The sequence below is a fragment of the Nocardia sp. CDC519 genome (assembly GCF_059509835.1).
Genome location: NZ_CM183377.1, coordinates 2,376,309 through 2,393,224 on the forward strand (window position 1 = coordinate 2,376,309; position 16,916 = coordinate 2,393,224).

Annotated in this window: 12 protein-coding genes; 4 read left to right on the plus strand and 8 right to left on the minus strand. The window is 69.2% G+C overall.

What is annotated here, in order from left to right; translation table 11 throughout:
- Positions 1 to 8 precede the first annotated feature (8 nt).
- The 3 genes from AC5W7N_RS10670 to AC5W7N_RS10680 form a co-directional block, all read right to left on the minus strand.
- Positions 9 to 1,121: a type III PLP-dependent enzyme gene (locus tag AC5W7N_RS10670; protein WP_163811934.1), complete on the minus strand. Its 1,113-nt coding sequence runs from the start codon at positions 1,119 to 1,121 to the stop codon at positions 9 to 11.
- A 99-nt stretch (positions 1,122 to 1,220) separates the two neighbouring features.
- Positions 1,221 to 3,719: a DEAD/DEAH box helicase gene (locus AC5W7N_RS10675; RefSeq protein WP_194990021.1), complete on the minus strand. Its 2,499-nt coding sequence runs from the start codon at positions 3,717 to 3,719 to the stop codon at positions 1,221 to 1,223.
- Positions 3,720 to 3,761: 42 nt separating this feature from the next.
- Complete coding sequence (locus tag AC5W7N_RS10680) at positions 3,762 to 4,718, minus strand: PAC2 family protein (RefSeq protein ID WP_163811938.1); 957 nt, start codon at positions 4,716 to 4,718, stop codon at positions 3,762 to 3,764.
- A gap of 259 nt (positions 4,719 to 4,977) precedes the next feature.
- On the opposite strand from AC5W7N_RS10680, the gene AC5W7N_RS10685 reads away from it, so the two are divergent.
- Together AC5W7N_RS10685 and AC5W7N_RS10690 are read left to right on the plus strand one after the other, a co-directional pair.
- On the plus strand, positions 4,978 to 5,697 hold the full coding sequence (locus AC5W7N_RS10685) for a sensor domain-containing protein (RefSeq protein WP_194990020.1): 720 nt from the start codon (positions 4,978 to 4,980) through the stop codon (positions 5,695 to 5,697).
- Between the two features lie 559 nt (positions 5,698 to 6,256).
- Positions 6,257 to 7,456, plus strand: a complete 1,200-nt coding sequence (locus AC5W7N_RS10690; protein ID WP_194990019.1) for a DUF4192 domain-containing protein — start codon at positions 6,257 to 6,259, stop codon at positions 7,454 to 7,456.
- Between the two features lie 29 nt (positions 7,457 to 7,485).
- Here the strand turns inward: AC5W7N_RS10690 and galE are convergent, their stop codons facing one another.
- The gene (galE, locus tag AC5W7N_RS10695; RefSeq protein WP_194990018.1) at positions 7,486 to 8,466 is read right to left on the minus strand and encodes a UDP-glucose 4-epimerase GalE; all 981 of its coding nucleotides are present in this window, start codon (positions 8,464 to 8,466) and stop codon (positions 7,486 to 7,488) included.
- A gap of 3 nt (positions 8,467 to 8,469) precedes the next feature.
- On the minus strand, positions 8,470 to 9,156 hold the full coding sequence (locus AC5W7N_RS10700; RefSeq protein WP_163811946.1) for an iron-dependent transcriptional repressor DtxR: 687 nt from the start codon (positions 9,154 to 9,156) through the stop codon (positions 8,470 to 8,472).
- A gap of 186 nt (positions 9,157 to 9,342) precedes the next feature.
- Here AC5W7N_RS10700 and AC5W7N_RS10705 point away from each other — a divergent pair, with 186 nt between their 5' ends.
- Positions 9,343 to 10,611 carry an acetoin utilization protein AcuC gene (locus tag AC5W7N_RS10705; protein ID WP_194990016.1) on the plus strand — a complete coding sequence of 423 codons (1,269 nt, stop codon included), beginning with the start codon at positions 9,343 to 9,345 and terminating at the stop codon, positions 10,609 to 10,611.
- Entirely contained in the window at positions 10,604 to 13,279 is a 2,676-nt protein-coding gene (locus tag AC5W7N_RS10710; RefSeq protein WP_195019669.1) for a bifunctional acetate--CoA ligase family protein/GNAT family N-acetyltransferase, read from the plus strand. The genes AC5W7N_RS10705 and AC5W7N_RS10710 overlap by 8 nt, the downstream gene beginning before the upstream one ends.
- 443 nt (positions 13,280 to 13,722) lie before the next feature.
- On the opposite strand, the gene AC5W7N_RS10715 is transcribed toward AC5W7N_RS10710, so the two are convergent.
- From AC5W7N_RS10715 to AC5W7N_RS10725, 3 genes are all read right to left on the minus strand, one after another.
- The gene (locus AC5W7N_RS10715; RefSeq protein WP_163814387.1) at positions 13,723 to 14,691 is read right to left on the minus strand and encodes a sigma-70 family RNA polymerase sigma factor; all 969 of its coding nucleotides are present in this window, start codon (positions 14,689 to 14,691) and stop codon (positions 13,723 to 13,725) included.
- Between the two features lie 183 nt (positions 14,692 to 14,874).
- Positions 14,875 to 16,395: a DUF7782 domain-containing protein gene (locus AC5W7N_RS10720; RefSeq protein WP_194990014.1), complete on the minus strand. Its 1,521-nt coding sequence runs from the start codon at positions 16,393 to 16,395 to the stop codon at positions 14,875 to 14,877.
- A gap of 65 nt (positions 16,396 to 16,460) precedes the next feature.
- Positions 16,461 to 16,811 carry a DUF3099 domain-containing protein gene (locus tag AC5W7N_RS10725; RefSeq protein WP_138455166.1) on the minus strand — a complete coding sequence of 117 codons (351 nt, stop codon included), beginning with the start codon at positions 16,809 to 16,811 and terminating at the stop codon, positions 16,461 to 16,463.
- Positions 16,812 to 16,916: the final 105 nt, after the last annotated feature.

Below are 16,916 nucleotides of genomic sequence, written 5' to 3' on the forward strand. Positions count from 1 at the left end.
ACACACACTCACTCTCCCTCAGCGCCCACGACATGCACGGTCAAGGGCGGGAAACCATTGAAGGACACCGACGAATAACTCGCGGTATAGGCGCCGGTATCGAGAATCTGTACCCGATCCCCGGCTCGCAACGTGGTCGGCAGAAGGACCCGCGTGCGTTGATACAGTACATCGTCGCCGTCGCAGGTCGGTCCCGCGACGACGGCCTCGTCCACCGGATCGCCGTCGCGTTCGGTGACGAAACGGTAAGCGATGTACTCGTTTTCGGTCTCGGCCAGGCCGTTGTAACGGCCGATGTCGAGATAGACCCAGCGCCGTCCGTCCGGTGCGGTCCGCACCGCGATCACTTCGGCGTGCACCACGCCCGCCGTGGCCACCAGCGCACGGCCCGGCTCCACCACCAGTTCGGCCGTCTCGGGCAGCAGCTCCACCGCCGCGCCGGCCGTCACCGGGGCGATTTGTTCGATGCCGGGCGCGGATTCGGCATAGGAGACCGGCAGGCCGCCACCGATGTTCACCGTCGACACCGCAATGTCCTTGTCGGACAACGCGTCGACGATCCGCGCCGCCTGCTCGATGCCGATCCGCCAGGCGTTCGGGTCGAGTTGCTGGGAGCCCACATGGAAGTAGGGGCCCGCGACGGTCAGACCGAGATCACGGGCGCGCACCAGCAGCCGCAGCGCCTCGCCGGGAGCGCAGCCGAACTTGGTGCCGAACGGGGTCTGCGATTGCGGTGCGGCCGCCAGGAACCGGCATTCGACCGCACCGCCGGGCGCGTGCTCGGCGATCCGCAGCAGATCGTCCTCGGTGTCGAAGGCGAAGCCACGCACCCCGAGTGCGTACGCGCGGGCGATGTCGGCGGCCTTCTTGATCGGGTTGCCGTAATAGAGCCGTCCCGGGTCGACACCGAGATCCAGGCACATCCGGATCTCGCCGACGCTGGCGACGTCGAACTGGGCGCCCTCGGCGTCGAGGACCCGCACCACCTGCGGCACCGGGCAGGCCTTGACGGCGAAGCGGATCCGGGCCCTGCGACCGGCCCGGAGCAGGGCGGCGTCGAGGGCGCGGTAGTTCTCGCGCACGCGCTCGGGGTCGACGAGCAGGTACGGGGATTCGGGCATCGGTGGATCTTTCGGTCGGGCAGCGGAGCAGAACAGTATCAGCGGCGCCTACCCGGAATCGAATCCGTCAAACCTTCAGTTCCGGTGATCGGTGCCCGGTCATCCCGCGACCACCGTGACCTCGTCGAATACCACTTCACCGGCCGCGTCGGACTCGGCCAGATCGACCACACCCACAATCGCCCAGCCATGATCGCCGGCCGGATCGTCGAGAGTCTGGCGTGCCTGCCAGAAGCCCGGGCGGGTCTCGACCCGGAACATCTGCGGCCCTCGCGCGTCGGGGCCGGTGCCGATGGTGTCGTACTCGGCGAAATAGGGCGCGAGCTCGGTCTCCCAGTCCGGTCCGGTGCCGAGGTCCGCCAGCGCCTGCCAGTTGCGCAGGGCTGCCAACTCCACCCGCCGGAACATGGCATTGCGGACCAGAACGCGGAAGGCGCGTTCATTGGCCGAGATCGGCCGAATGGTCTCCGCGCCGAAGGCCAGCTGCTCGGCGTCGGTCTCCGCGCCGGGGTTGGTGAGCTGTTCCCATTCGTCGAGCAGACTCGAATCCACCTGCCGGATCAGCTCACCCAGCCACTCGGTGATGTCGTCGAGTTCCTCGGTTCGCGCGGCCTCGGGCACGGTGCGGCGCAGCGCGCGATACGCGTCGGCCAGGTAGCGCAGCACCACCCCTTCGGAGCGGGCGAGCTCGTAGTGCGAGATGAGCTCGGCGAAGGTCATCGACCGTTCCACCATCTCGCGCACCACCGACTTCGGTGACGGCGCGAACTCCGAGACCCACGGGTGCCCCGCCCGGTAGGTCTCGAAGGCGGGTTCGATCAGCTCGGCCAGCGGCTTGGGCCAGGTGACCTCTTCGAGCAGCTCCATCCGTTCGTCGTAGTCGATGCCGTCGGCCTTCATCTCCGCGACCGCCTCGCCCCTGGCCTTGTGCTGCTGCGCCATCAGCAGCTGACGCGGATCCTCCAGCGTCGACTCGATGAGTGAGATCACATCGAGGGTGTAGGTGGGAGATTGCTCATCGAGCAGCTCGAACGCGGCCAGCGCGAACGGCGACAGCGGCTGATCGAGCGCGAAATCGCGTTGCAGATCCACCGTCAGCCGCGCCATGCGGCCCTGGCCATCGGGCTCGGAAAGCTGTTGCACCACACCGGCATCACGCAGCGCGCGATACAACCGGATCGCGCGCAGAATATGCCTGCGCTGCGCCGGGCGCGGTTCGTGATTGTCTTCGAGCAGATGCCGCATGGCGTCGAAGCAGTTGCCGGGGCGGGCGATCACGTTGAGCAGCATCGAATTGGTCACCGCGAAGCGCGACACCATCGGTTCCGGCGGGGCGGCTACCAAACGGTCGAAGGTCTCCTCGCTCCAGGACACGAAACCTTCCGGGGGCTTGCGCCGCTGCACCTTGCGCAGCTTCTTCGGATCGTCACCGGCCTTGGCCAGCATCCTGGTGTTCTCGACCTCGTGGTCAGGGGCCTGCACGACCACCGTGCCCATGGTGTCGTAGCCGGCGCGGCCGGCCCGGCCGGCGATTTGGTGGAACTCGCGAGCCTTGAGCCTGCGTGTGCGCACACCGTCGTATTTGGTCAGCCCGGTCAGCAGCACGGTGCGGATCGGAACATTGATGCCGACGCCGAGGGTGTCGGTGCCGCATACCACCTTCAGCAATCCGTCCTGGGCCAGCTTCTCCACCAGCCTGCGGTATTTGGGCAGCATTCCGGCGTGATGCACTCCGATGCCGTGGCGGATCAGCCGTGCGAGGGTCTTGCCGAATCCGGCGGAGAAACGGAAGCTGCCCAGAGCCTCGGCAATGGCGTCCTTCTCGGCCCGGCTGGCGAAGTTCACGCTGGTCAGTGCCTGTGCCCGCTCGAGGGCGGCGGCCTGGGTGAAATGCACGACATAGACCGGCGCCTGATGGGTGGTGACCAGCTCCTCCAATGTCTCGGTGATCGGAGTGCGCGCGTAGGAGAACGTCAACGGGACCGGGCGCTCGGTCCCGGCGACGACGGCGGTGGAGCGGCCGGTGCGCCTGCTCAGATCGGTAGCGAAGAAATCGACCTCGCCCAGCGTCGCCGACATGAGCAGGAACTGCGCTCGCGGCAACTCCAGCAGCGGCACCTGCCAGGCCCAGCCGCGATCGGGGTCGGCGTAGAAATGGAACTCGTCCATCACCACCTGGCCGATATCGGCCTGCGCGCCCTCACGTAGGGCCAGATTGGCCAGGATCTCGGCGGTGGCGCAGATGATGGGCGCCTCCGGATTGACCGCTGCGTCACCGGTGACCATGCCGACGCGTTCGGCGCCGAACACCTCACACAGGGCGAAGAACTTCTCGCTCACCAATGCCTTGATCGGCGCGGTGTAGTAGGTGCGCTGCCCGCGCGTCAGCGCGAACAGATGCGCGCCCACCGCGACCAACGACTTCCCCGAGCCGGTGGGCGTGGCCAGGATGACGTTGGACTCCGAGGCCAGCTCCAGCAGCGCCTCATCCTGCGCGGGATACAACGGCGTGCCCTGCTCGGCCGCCCACGTTCCGAACGACTCGTACAGCGCGTCGGCGTCGGTTCCCGGTATCTCGAGCAGTTCGGTCAGATCCACTCCGACAACCCTACGGGCCGCCGGAGCCGGGACCGATCCAGGTCAGCGCGGGTCGTCCGCGCCGGTGCCGGAGCCGTTGTCGTCGTATCCGCCCTGTTCGGCGAGGAAGCGCTCGAACTCGGCGCCGAGCTCGTCACCGCTGGGCAGTTCACCGTCACCGACCAGCAGACTCGACTGGCGTTCCTGCGCGGACACGAACGTGTCGTACTGACGCTCGAGGGCGTGTACGACCGTCTCGACCTCGGAATTACCCGCGATGTGCTCGTTGACCTGCTCACGCACCCGCGCTGCGGCCTCACCGAGCGCGGCCAGCGGAATATCCAGGCCGGCGTTCTCGCAGACGTGCTCCAGCAGCGTCTGCGCGGCCTCCGGATAGGCCGTCTGCGCCAGGTAATGCGGCACATGCACCGAGAAGCCGAGCGATTCGTGCCCGTGCTGGGCCATCCGGTATTCCAGCAGCGAGGAGGCGCTGCCCGGCACCTGCAGCTCACCCGGCCAGCGCTGGTTCTCCTCGATCAGATCGCGATTGGACGAATGCGCGGTGATGCCGAGTGGGCGGGTGTGCGGAATGGCCATCGGGATCGCGCTCAGGCCGATGCTGCGGCGCACACCGAGCTGTTCGGCCAGCAAGCGCACGGCCGTGGTGAACTTCTCCCAGCGCAGGTCCGGTTCCAGACCCGACAGCAGCAGGAACGGGGTGCCCGCGGTGTCGCGCAGCGCCCACAGGTTCAGTTCGGGCTCGGCGTAATCGGCGAAGTGATCGGACTTGAACGTCATCAGCGGCCGCCGCGACCGGTAGTCGAGTAGCTCGTCCACGTCGAACGAGGCGACCAGTTCGCTTTCCAGGCTCTCGCGCAGGTGCGTGGTGGCCAGCCGCACCGCGTGCCCGGCATCGGTGAAACCCTCGAGTCCGTGCACCAGGACCGGACCCGAACCGTCGTCGGACGACAGCTGCGGAGCGGGGAACTCCAGTTCGTACATTCGCGACTCGTAGTCCATCGCGTACTCCTTCCTGCGCGGCGCACCCGACGTGTCGACGCCGACGGGCCAGTATCTCGCACCGGTCGCCGCGTCGCCTGGTGTACCACAGTCCATTGTCCCCCATGGGCGATGCACTGCTTCGCGCGCGGGCGGACATCGACCCTTCAGTGGAGGCAACAGCGTCGACGGCACAAGCATTCCCGCGTTACGCACGCACAACCGGGGTGGTCGGCGTGGCGTGGGCGGGCCGCCAGTGGAGTTTGGCAGAGTGGGGCGGGTGGGCGTGCCGGATTCGACGCACAGATCGTCGCTGAGCCGCGCGGTGGCCGGCGGCGCGCTGGCGGTGACCGTGCTGCTGAGCGCCGGTTGCGGGGGCGAGATGTCCGGCCGGGCGGTCCCTGCCGAGCCGACCGCAGTCACCCGGCAGCTCGAAGCACCCCTGTCGGCCCTGCTCCCCGAGACCGAGGCCTTCCCGGCCGGATACCCGGCCGTGGTGCTGCCCGCCGAGGCCGCGGGACAGGCCGCCGGTGATCTCGACGGAGTCGGAGCCGGTGCGAGCGTGCAGCCGGCCGAATGCACGCCACCCGAGGCCCGTCCGGGTGCCGACCGTCTCGCCGTCGCCGTCGGCACCGACGATGCGGCCCGCGCCACCCTGACCGTGGAGCTGACCCGCACGGATGCGCCGCTACTGCGGCTGCGCAATCAGCTGCAGCAGTGCGAGCGGATCCGGGTGTCGCGTTCGGGAGCGTCGAGCACGGTGATCACCGAGGTCGGGCAGGCGCCGGAGGTCGACGCCGACGATGCGATGGCGCTGCGGCGCACGGTGCGTCCGGACGTCGGCGCAGCCGGACTCACCCAGTCGATGAACACGCTGATCGGCCAGATCGGGGACGTGCGGATAACGGTGACCTATATGTCGTTCAGCGACGCCGAGCCGGATACGCAAGCGCTGGAGCAGTTGTTCGATACCGCCGTGAACAAGGTCGCGACCAGCTGAAACGTGGAGTTGTCCACAGGGGGAAGTTATCCACAGGCCGGGTGAAAGCCCAGGTCGTGTCCGCGTCGATGAAGCGGTGCCCGGGCAGGCTGCACCCATGACGACTCCCGCGACGCCCACCGAACCCACGAGGCGTGATCAGGCCCGCACCACGCGAACAGCGCATCCAGCGGCACCGCCGGGCGATTCCGGGCCGCCCTGCGCCCCAGCCCGGGCCGGCGGAATACGCAGGTCGCCGTCCAGTGCGGGTCGTTCGGGAAACTGCGGTGTCTGTCACCGAGCCAGGACGGCCGACGAACCGGCCAACAGCTGTGTCAACGCACAGGGCACCGTGGAACTCGGACCGCTGCGTCCGGCTCCGAGAACCGGTCGCACAACGGGACGGATCGAGACGGCCGGTTCTGTCGCCGAGGGGCTGGACCCGCCACGCACACCGCGGCCTGCCGCGCCGGAGCCGTGGCAGGCAGAGCGACACCGCACCGACGCGGCCGCATGTTCCGGCCCGCCGCGGGCCGTCGATGAATGGCCCGAATCGAGGATCCTGAGCTGCGCGGACGGTGTGGACACCGACGGTGACGACGCCGTCGACGAGGGCGCAGAACCCGGTTCCGGGCACCCGCGCAACGATGCGGGGCATACCGCCGACGACCTCGCGCATCCCGATGACTGCGTGGTGGATATGCGGCTCGGGGAGATCAGGCTCGCCGAACCAGGGGAGTTCCTGGCCGGGATTCCGGCGATTCTCGGATTCGTGCCGGTGCGTTCGCTGGTGGTCGCGGTCTTGCGCGCTGCGCCGCGCGATCCGGACAGCGCTGTGATCGATGTGGTGGCGCGATTCGACCTCACCCCGTCGCCGGCCGGCGACGGTTCCAGAACACTGGCCGCGACGGTGGCCGAGGTCTGCGATCAGCAGGGTGTGGTCGGGGTGCTGGCCGGCGTCATCGACGACCGCCGAAGCGAACCCGAGCCGGGGACAGCCGGGCGCGATTCGGTGGTCACGGCGCTGGCGGCGCGGTTGGAGCTGCGTTCGATACCGCTGTGCGGAGCGTGGGCGGCGCAGGCGATCGCGCCGGGCTACGGGTGGTGGAGCGTGTTGGGTGCGGACCGCCGCGGGGTGGTGCCCGATCCGGCCGCCTCACCGATCACGCTGAGCCATGTGCTCGACGGAAAACAGATTCGCCGGTCGCGCTCGGAACTGATCGCGGCGGTGGCGGTCGATCCGGCGATGCGTGAACAGGTCTGTGCGGAAATGAGTTCGGCGCTTGCGCGAGCTCATGAGCGTTTCGTCGACGCGGCCGGCGGTGGCGATCGGGTCGGCTACAGCAGGCGCGCCGCGCACTACCTGCTGTGGCAGATCGCGAATGTGGCATCAGGGGTGCGGATGTCGCCGGCCGAGCTCGCGGAATCAGCTGCGGCACTGCGGGATAAACACGCGCGCGATGCCATGTTCGCCCTGGCGGGCACCGATCACGCCGATGCCGCCGAACAGCTGTGGGCGATGATGACGCGCGGCCTGCCCGACACCGACCGCGCCGAAGCCGCCACCCTGCTCGGTTACTGCGCGTACGCCCGCGGTGACGGGCCCCTCGCCGGTATCGCGTTCGCGGCGGCGCTGGACGCCGACCCCGAGCATTCGCTGGCGGCGTTGCTGGACGCCGCGCTGAGTTCGGGAATGGACCCGCAGCGGTTGCAGCGGCTGATCACCTGCGGCCGCGAGGCGGCCATCGATCTCGGCGTCGACCTCGACCGATCATGGTGATCTGCCGCGGAGTGCGCCCGGGAGCCGGGCTATGGCGCGCTGTGTGCCCGCGGGCCGAGCTCGCGCAGGAAGTTCCAGGCGTCGGTGACGATCTCGTCGAGGTCGTTGTGTTCGGGCCGCCAGCCGAGTTCGGCGATCGCCCGATCGCTGGAGGCGATGAGCACGGCCGGATCGCCCGCGCGCCGCGGCGAATCCTTGGCGGCGATGGGCAGCCCGGTGACCCGCTCACAGGCCGAGATCACCTCGCGCACCGAGAAACCGGTGCCGCTACCGAGATTGAACACCCGGTGAGTGCCGGGCTCGGACGACCGGAGAGCGAGCAGATGAGCGTCGGCGAGATCGCGGATGTGAATGTAATCCCTGACGGCGGTGCCGTCGGGGGTCGGCCAGTCGGTGCCGAAGACCGCGATGGATTCGCGGTGACCGGCGGCGACCTGCAGCACCAGCGGAATGAGATGGGTCTCCACCACTCGGTTCTCGCCGAGCCCGCCGTAGGCGCCCGCGACGTTGAAATACCGCAGGCTGGTGGCCGCGAGGCCGTGTGCGACGGAATACGAGGTGATGGCGTGGTCGATCGCCAGTTTCGAAGCGCCGTAGGGATTGGTCGGCCTGGTCGGGGCGTCTTCGGTGATCGGCACCTGCTCGGGCTCGCCGTACACGGCGGCCGTGGAGGAGAACACCAGTCGTTGCGTGCCCGTGCGGCGCATCGCCTCCAGCAGCTCCAGCGTTTTCACCACATTGCCGTGCCAGTATTTCTCCGGCTGCTGCACCGACTCGCCCACCAGCGACTGAGCCGCGAAATGCAGGACGCCATCGAATTCTTCGGACGCGAGCAGATCGGGCCCGGCCTCGGCGATATCGCCCTCGACGAACCGCGCGGCGCCGGGCACGCCGTCGGCGTTGCCGGTGGACAGATCATCGAGGACGACCACCTCGTGACCGTCCTCGATGAGGACCTGCGCGCACACTCCACCGACATAACCGGCACCGCCGGTGACCAGAAGTTTCACCGGTCAGACCAGCTTCACCTGGACGGCGTGGGCCATTTCGTCCGACAGCTCGAACCCCTCGTGGCCGGGCACCGTGATCACCACCGAGCCGGGCTTGGTCTCGACGGTCACCCTGGCGTCGGGCACCACGCCGGCCTCACGCAGCCGGTTGATGACCTCGGGGTCGGTCTGGATGTGCTCGGCGAGCCTGCGGACCACGACCGCGTGCGTCTGACCGTGCGACAGCTCCGAGAGCCGGATCAGGTTCTCGTCGGCCGGCGCGATCGGGGCCACGCCCAGCTCGTCCAGACCGGGGATCGGGTTGCCGTAGGGGGAGGTGGTGGGGTGGTTGAGCACCTCGACGAGGCGTCGTTCGACGTCCTCGCTCATCACATGCTCCCAGCGACAGGCCTCGGCGTGCACGTTCTGCCAGTCCAGCCCGATGATGTCGACCAGCAGCCGCTCGGCCAGCCGGTGCTTGCGCATCACCGCGACGGCCATGCTGCGGCCCTTGTCGGTGAGCTCGAGATGCCGGTCACCGGCCACCAGGAGCAGCCCGTCGCGCTCCATGCGGGCGACGGTCTGGCTGACCGTGGGCCCGCTCTGCTCGAGGCGCTCGGCGATCCGGGCACGCAGGGGCACCACGCCCTCCTCCTCGAGGTCGTAGATGGTACGGAGGTACATCTCCGTGGTGTCGACCAGATCCTTCACCTGTTACCCCTTCGTCGGCACGAATTCTACCCACGCGACGTCTCGATTCGCGCACGCCACAGCGGCACGCGTCGCGTATCGGGAACCCTGTCGGCGCACGGCATACCGCCGTGTTCGCTCATGCTTGTATTTCTACTGCATATGAACGCCGAACGGGGCGCTGCGCTTCCCGCTAGCGTTGCGAGCATGGCCACTGCAGTGCCCGGCGCGCATCCAGGACCCGCCGACCCGGCGACGGTCGTGTGGACCGACCGGTTCCTCGACTACACCTGGACGCCGCAACATCCGATGAAACCGGCCCGGCTGGCGTACACGATGGCGCTGGCGCGCAGTCTCGGCGTGCTCGACGGCGTCGAATTGCTCGAGCCCGCGGCCGCGGGCACTCCCGAACTGCTGCGCATCCACACCGCCGAGTACATCGACGCCGTCGAGCACGCCGTCGCGCCGCCCATGCCGCACGGCGAACCTCCGCTCGCGCCGCCGTTCGGCCTGGGCTCCGCCGACAATCCGGTGTTCCCCGGCATGCACCGGGCGGCCTCGGTGATCGTCGGCGGCACGCTGGCCGCGGCCCGCGCGATCGCCGAAGGCCGTACCCGCCGCGCGGTGAGCATCGGTGGTGGCATGCACCACGCGATGCCCGCCTCGGCGGCCGGGTTCTGCGTCTACAACGATGCGGCGGTGGCCATCTCGTGGCTGCTCGACCACGGTTTCGATCGCATCGCCTATCTCGATGTCGACGTCCACCACGGCGACGGCGTCCAGCGCGCGTTCTACGCCGACCCGCGAGTGCTCACGGTCTCGATCCACCAGCATCCGGCGACCTTGTGGCCCAACACCGGCTGGCCGGAGGAGAACGGTAGCGGGGCGGGTACGGGCACATCGATCAACCTGCCGGTACTGCCGGGTACCCGGGACCCGCAGTGGTTGCGTGGATTTCATGCGGTGGTGCCAGGGGCGGTGGCGGCGTTCCGGCCGCAGATCGTGGTCAGCCAGTGCGGGGTGGACAGCCACCGCGAAGATCCCCTCGCCGACCTGGAACTGAGCGTGGACGGTCAGCGTGCGGCGTTCCTGGCCATGCGCGAGCTGGCCGACCGCTACGCCGAGGGTCGCTGGCTGGCGGTGGGTGGGGGCGGATACGGATTGGTCCGGGTGGTGCCGCGGGCCTGGACCCATCTGCTGGCCGCCGCGCTGGATCGCGACCTCGCACCCGAGACCGACATTCCGCAGGACTGGATCGATCTGGTGCAGGCTGCCGCACCACGGGTCGATCCACCGCGCACGATGAGCGACGGCGCCGATGTGTCGTTCCAGCGCTGGGACGGCCCCGGCGGGACCGCCGAAACCGGTGATGCCCGGACGGACCGAGCCCAACGCGCCATCGATACCGCCGTGCTGGCCACCCGCCGTGCGTGCTTCGGCCCGCTCGGCCTCGACCCGGAGGACCCCCGTGACTGAGATCGACACCCCGGACACCCCCGCGGTGCCGCCACCACCGCCGCAGCACTGGTTCGCCGATGTGCTGGCCTCCGACGGCGGTGTGGTGCGGCTGCGCCCGATCACACCCGACGACGCCGAACGGCTGCAGCAATTCCATGCCGCGCTATCGGATCGCACCAGGTACCTGCGCTATTTCGGGCCCTACCCGCGGATCTCGCCGAAAGACCTGTACCGCTCCACCCATGTCGATCATCACAATCGGGTCGGGCTGGTGGCCGAGCTGGGTGAGTCGATCATCGCGGTCGGGCGCTACGAACTGCTCGACCGCACCGGCCCGCGCGCCGCGGAGGTCGCGTTCGTGGTGGCCGATGGGCATCAGGGGCGCGGTCTCGGTTCCATTCTGCTCGAGCATCTGGCCGGCGCGGCCGCCGAGAACGAGATCGAGACGTTCGTCGCGGAGGTGCTGGCCGAGAACACGGTGATGGTGACGGTGTTCCGGGAGGCCGGCTATCAGGTGGAGCGCAGCAGGGACGGTTCGGTGCTGCACCTGGAGTTCGCGATCGACCCGACCGAGGCGCTGTTGTCGGTACGTGATGCGCGCGAACGCGCTTCGGAGGCCCGCAGTGTGGGCAACCTGCTGACACCGCGCTCCATCGCCGTCATCGGCGCAACGCCGAGCGCCGGGCGCGTCGGTGGCGCGGTGCTGACCAACCTGCTCTCGGGAGCGTTCCAGGGTCCGGTGTTCCCGGTGAATCCGGCCCGTCGTTCGGTGCGGGGCGTGCACGCCTACGCGACGGTGCGCGAAATCCCCGATGAAGTGGATCTTGCGGTGGTGGCGGTGCCCGCGGAGTCCATCGGATCGGTGCTCGACGACTGTATGGCCAAGGGCGTCAAGGGTTTGGTGGTGCTCACCGCCGGCTTCGGTGAGACCGGCGAGGCGGGGCTGGAGGCGGAGCGTGCCCTGGTCGCGGCCGCTCGCGGCCACGGTATGCGGGTGGTGGGGCCGAGCGCGCTCGGCATCGCCAACACCGATCCCGCGATCGCGCTCAACGCCACGCTGGCGCCGGTCCTGCCCGGGCGGGGGCGGATCGGATTCTTCTGTCAGTCCGGCCCCTTGGGGGCGGCGATCCTCGGTGAGGCCGCGGCACGCAATCTCGGGCTGTCCACGTTCGTCTCCGCGGGCAACCGTGCCGACGTGTCCGGCAACGACCTGTTGCAGTACTGGGACACCGACCCCGATACCGACGTGGTGTTGCTGTATCTGGAGAGTTTCGGTAACCCACGCAAGTTCTCCCGGATCGCGCGCCGGGTGGCACGGACCAAACCGATCGTCGCGGTCAGCAGCGGCCGGCTGGCGGCACGTGCCCAGCCTGCCGGTGACATGGACCGTTCGATCGTGCGGGACCTGTTCGCGCAGGCCGGAATCGTGCAGGTCGACTCTATTTCGGAGTTGTTCGACTGCGCCGCGCTGCTCGGCTATCAGCCACTCCCCGGGGGTTCCCGGTTGGCCGTGATCGGCAACAGCGCGGCGCTCGGCTGGCTGGCCGTGGATGCCGCCCGTGGTGAGGGTCTGGTGGCCGGTGAGCCGGTGGATCTGGGTCCGCAGGCCACGCCTGGCGATTATTTCGACGCGGTGCTCGCCCAATTGCGTAGCGCGGACGTGGATTCGGTGATCGTGGTCTTCGCCCCGCCGGTGCCGTTGCCGACCGGTGAGTTCGCCGCGGCGATCCGGTCCGCGTCGGAGGCCGTGCCGGAGGCGGGTAAACCGATCCTGACCACGTTCATCGCCGAGCAGGGTATTCCGAATCTGCTGGCGGTGCGGGGCGCGGGTGCCTCGGCGGTGCGCGGCTCGATCCCGTCGTATCCGGACCCCGAGCGGGCCGCACGGGCGTTGGCGCGGGTGCGCCGGTACGCGGAATGGCGTGATCGCCCGCAGTCGGCGGTGGTGCGGCCCGCCGGTATCGACAGTGTGCGCGCCACCGAGCTGGTCGCGGGGTGGATGGCCGAGTCCGGCGGACGCCGCCTGACCGACCTGGAGACAGTGGCGTTGCTGGAGTGCTACGGGATGTCGGTGGTGGAGTTCCGTGAGGTGCGCGATGCCGATGCCGCGGTGGCGGCCGCGGAGGAACTCGGCTATCCCGTAGCCGCGAAGGCCACCAGCGACGCCTGGCGGCGACGGCCCGATCTGAGCGGGGTGCGATTGGATCTGTGGCGGCCGGAGGCGGTGCGTCAGGCGTATACGGATCTCGTTGCACTCAGCGGCGATCCGGCACTGCACATTCAGCGGATGGCGACCAAGGGAGTGGGGTGCGTGCTTCGGGTGCAGGACGACCCGTCGTTCGGTTCGGTGATCGAGTTCGGCTTGTCGGGGTTGATCATCGAAATGCTGGGGGACCGCGCCTATCGCGCGCTGCCGTTGTCACCGGATGAGGCCGCGGCGCTGATCGACGCGCCACGCGCGGCCCCGCTGCTGTCGGGAACGCCGGCCAGCCCGCGGGTGGACAAGGCGGCGCTGGTCGAATTGGCGCAACGCATTTCGGCGCTGTTCGACGATCTGCCCGAGATGCGGGAGCTGTATTTCGATCCGGTGCTCGCTTCGCCGACGTCGGCCGAAATCCTGTACGCGCGAGCCCGAATCGGTCCCCAGCCCAGCCGCTTCGATACCGGCCCGCGCAGGCTCGGTTGAACGCGATGCCCGTCGTGTGCGGGGCTGCCGGCGCCCCGGTCGGGCGTCGGCGGCAGGCCGGCGGTTCGACGAGGCTCCGCGGCGCGTCCTGCACCCCCGCGCCGGGTCGCCTACCGCTAGGGCTGGGCCTGCGCGGTGACGTGCCGATCTGTCACCGCCGCCGCGGGTGTGGTCCGCTGAACCGTGCGTCGTGGCCCGTCGGCTGGGGACTCATCGGACCCCTGACCGGACGCGTCCGTTGAATACCGATCGGTGCGAGTTGAGGATGAAAGTGCCATCGTGCGCGAGCTCTCAGCGCTGGAATAGCCGCCCGCACAGACGTTTACGCCGACCGGCTCGCACGCTCCGGAGGGGGCGGGTACGTGCGGACACCGGTCGGCGTCGGGAAGGTGACCGTGGGTCACCGAGTATGGCTCGTGCCGGGAACACCGGCACGAGACGGATCAGCTGGCGTAGGCCCGCAGCCTGTCGGCGCGTTCGCCCTTGCGCAGCTTGGACATCACTTCGCGCTCTATCTGGCGGACCCGCTCACGCGAGAGTCCGAACAGCTTGCCGATCTGATCGAGGGTGCGCGGCTGGCCGTCGTCGAGGCCGAAACGCAACCGGATCACCTGCTGTTCGCGCTCGTCCAGCGTGGCCAGGACGCTGCGGACGTCGTGGTGCAGCAGACCGGCGATGACGGCGCTTTCGGCGGAGGTGGCCTCGGAATCCTCGATGAAATCGCCCAGCGGTGCTTCCTCGTCGTTGCCGACCGGCATGTCCAGGCTCACCGGATCGCGGCTGTGGTCGAGCAGATCGGCGATCTTCTCCACCGGGATGCCCGATTCGTTGGCCAGCTCGTCGTCGGTGGCCTCGCGGCCGAGCTGCTGGTGCAGTTCACGCTTGATCCTGGCGAGCTTGTTGACCTGCTCGACCAGGTGGACGGGAAGCCGGATGGTGCGGCTCTGGTCGGCCATGCCACGGGTGATGGCCTGGCGAATCCACCAGGTGGCGTAGGTGGAGAACTTGAAGCCCTTGGCGTAATCGAACTTCTCCATCGCGCGGATCAGCCCGAGGTTGCCTTCCTGGATGAGGTCCAGCAGGGGCATCCCGCGCCCGGTGTAGCGCTTGGCGAGGGACACGACCAGACGTAGGTTGGCTTCCAGCAGATGTGAGCGGGCGGCCTGGCCTTCGCGGACGATGATGGCCAGATCGCGCTTGCGGGAAGCCGACAATCGCTTGCCGGTCTCCAGCAGGTGCTGGGCATAGAGGCCCGCCTCGATGCGCTTGGCCAGCTCGACCTCGTCGGCCGCCGTGAGCAGCGCCGTACGGCCGATCCCGTTCAGGTACACGCGTACCAGGTCGGCGGCGGGGCTCTGGGCGTCGAGGTCCGAATCGCTGGCGCGCACTCGAGTGGTGGCGGGGCTTGTCATGACTTGCCTCCTGTCGGTGGTGTCTCACTCCGATCAACGGACCCGACATAGGGAAAGTTCCCTGACCGGGCGCGGGTAAACCGCTTCTGAACTGCGGTTTTCGCCACGTTCTGCTGAGAAGTTCCTGAGAACACCTCGCGACGGGAACGGCCATGCCCTGCGTCGGCCGATCCGGACCTCCCGCTACCCGGGAAGGATCAGCCCGTGGCGTACCAGTCCGGCCACCACTGCGAGGGCCTCCGCCGCGAACTCGGGCGTGACGGTGTCGGATCCGTGAGCGATGGCGAGCAGCTCGATCAATTCATGCAACGGCAGACCGTCCGGTCGCATTCCCGCGACCAGGGAGATCGTGGTCTCGTCCACTTCGTGCTGCCAGCGCGGGCCGTCACCGCGATGCAGCCGTGCCACCCGCTGCTCCCAGCCCTGTGGCCCGGGCAGATAGACCCGCTCCAGTGCGGTCGCGGGATCGACCCGGAAGCGGGCCGACCAGGCCAGGTCGTTGTCGGCGGCGACGGCGCGCAACCAGGCCGAACGTTCGAAGTAGCGGGTCGCTTCCGCGCCCAGCGGGTCGTCGAACCCGTGGGTCAGGTCCTCGGCGAGCAGCTCGGTGGGGCCGTCGATGGCACGCAGGTAGACGAATCCGAATCCGATGCCCTCGACCTCGGCGGCGGTGAAGGCTTCCAGCCACTGTTCGGCGCGCTGCTGGGCGTGCTGATCGCGCGGGTCCAGACCCGCGTCGCGCAGCCAGGTGCCCACATAGAGGGCGGGATCGGCGACATCGCGCTGCACCACCCACGCGTCGACACCATGCGCGGGCAGCCAGGAGGAGACGCGCTGGCGCCAATCCTCGCCGTCGATATGCACCCAGGCCGCCAGCATCGCCGCGGTGCCGCCCGGCGCGAGCAGCTGCGGTGCCTGAGAGATCACCAGCTCGCTGGCGCCGTCGAGGGCGAGGCCGGAATCACGGTAGGTGTGTTCGACGCGGGCCGGGCCGACCACGAACGGGGGATTGGCCACCACCTGGTCGAATCGGCGCCCGGCCACCGGCTCGAACCAGGAACCCGCCAGCAGCTCCACGTCCAGCTCGTTGAGCGCGGCGGTGGCCTCGGCCAGCCACAGCGCCCGCCGGTTGACGTCGGTGGCGGTGACGCGGCCCGCATAGGACGCGGCATGCACGGCCTGCACACCACAGCCGGTGCCCAGATCCAGCACCGAGCCCACCGGCTCGGTCGGCGTGGCCCGCAGCAGTGACAGCGACGCATGGCCGACACCGAGGACGTGGTCGGCGGTGAGCGTGCGCCTGCGCATCGAATCGTCCAGGTCGGACAGAATCCAGCGGGTGCCTGCACCTGTGTCGAGCGGACGCAGGTCCAGCGCCGCCCGCACCTGGTCGCCGTCGCGTTCCAGCAGGCCCGCCGTCACCGCCTGATCGAGCTCGACCGGCGCCAGCGCGGCGGCGACCTCGGCCTCGGGCAGCGCGTCACCGAGCAGCAGCAGGCGGATCAGCGTGCCGAGCTCACCGGCCGTCCGCGCGGCGCGGCGTACCGGTACCGGTTCGGAGCGGCCGAGGGCGGCGTGTGCGTCGTGGCCGAGGGCCTCCAGCAAGGTGTCGGCGTCGTAGCCGACCCGGATCAGCGCGGTGCGCAGGGCCGGGCACAGGGCGGTCAGCAGCGATCCCGTGGTGGTCGAACGATTCGTAGGCACATCGGTACTCTGCCACCGCGCCTGGTGGTGGCGGCCGCCACTACCCGCGCGGCCGGGTGCCCGGCTCAGCCGTCGATGGCGTTGTGCGGTCGCGATTCCAGCGCCGGACGTGGCCGATCCCAGCGGCTCGGCTCGTTCTTGTCCCGCGGCGGGCGGTCGTTGGCGATCAGGACCGCGATCCACGGCAGTGGAATCGAGGCGACGATGATCAGGATCGAGATCAGCGCATTGCTGAAGGCGCTGTAGGCGATCGCCGCCAGGATCAGCGCCGGAATGCGGAAGGACATGATCGTCAGATACCGGCGGACTCTGGCGCGGTGCTGATCCTCGAGCGACGGGGCGGCCTCGGTGATCAGGACCGGATGTTTGTCGTCTCCGGGGAAGTAGCCGGCAGAACGGCGGGGCCGGGGCGGCATCGGCGCGCCGGTCGGGTCGTCACGGCCGACGCTCTCGTCGGAAGAATCGCCGTGCTGCTGCATACCCCCGAGTCTTCCACTGTCCGCAGCGGGGCGCACACCCGG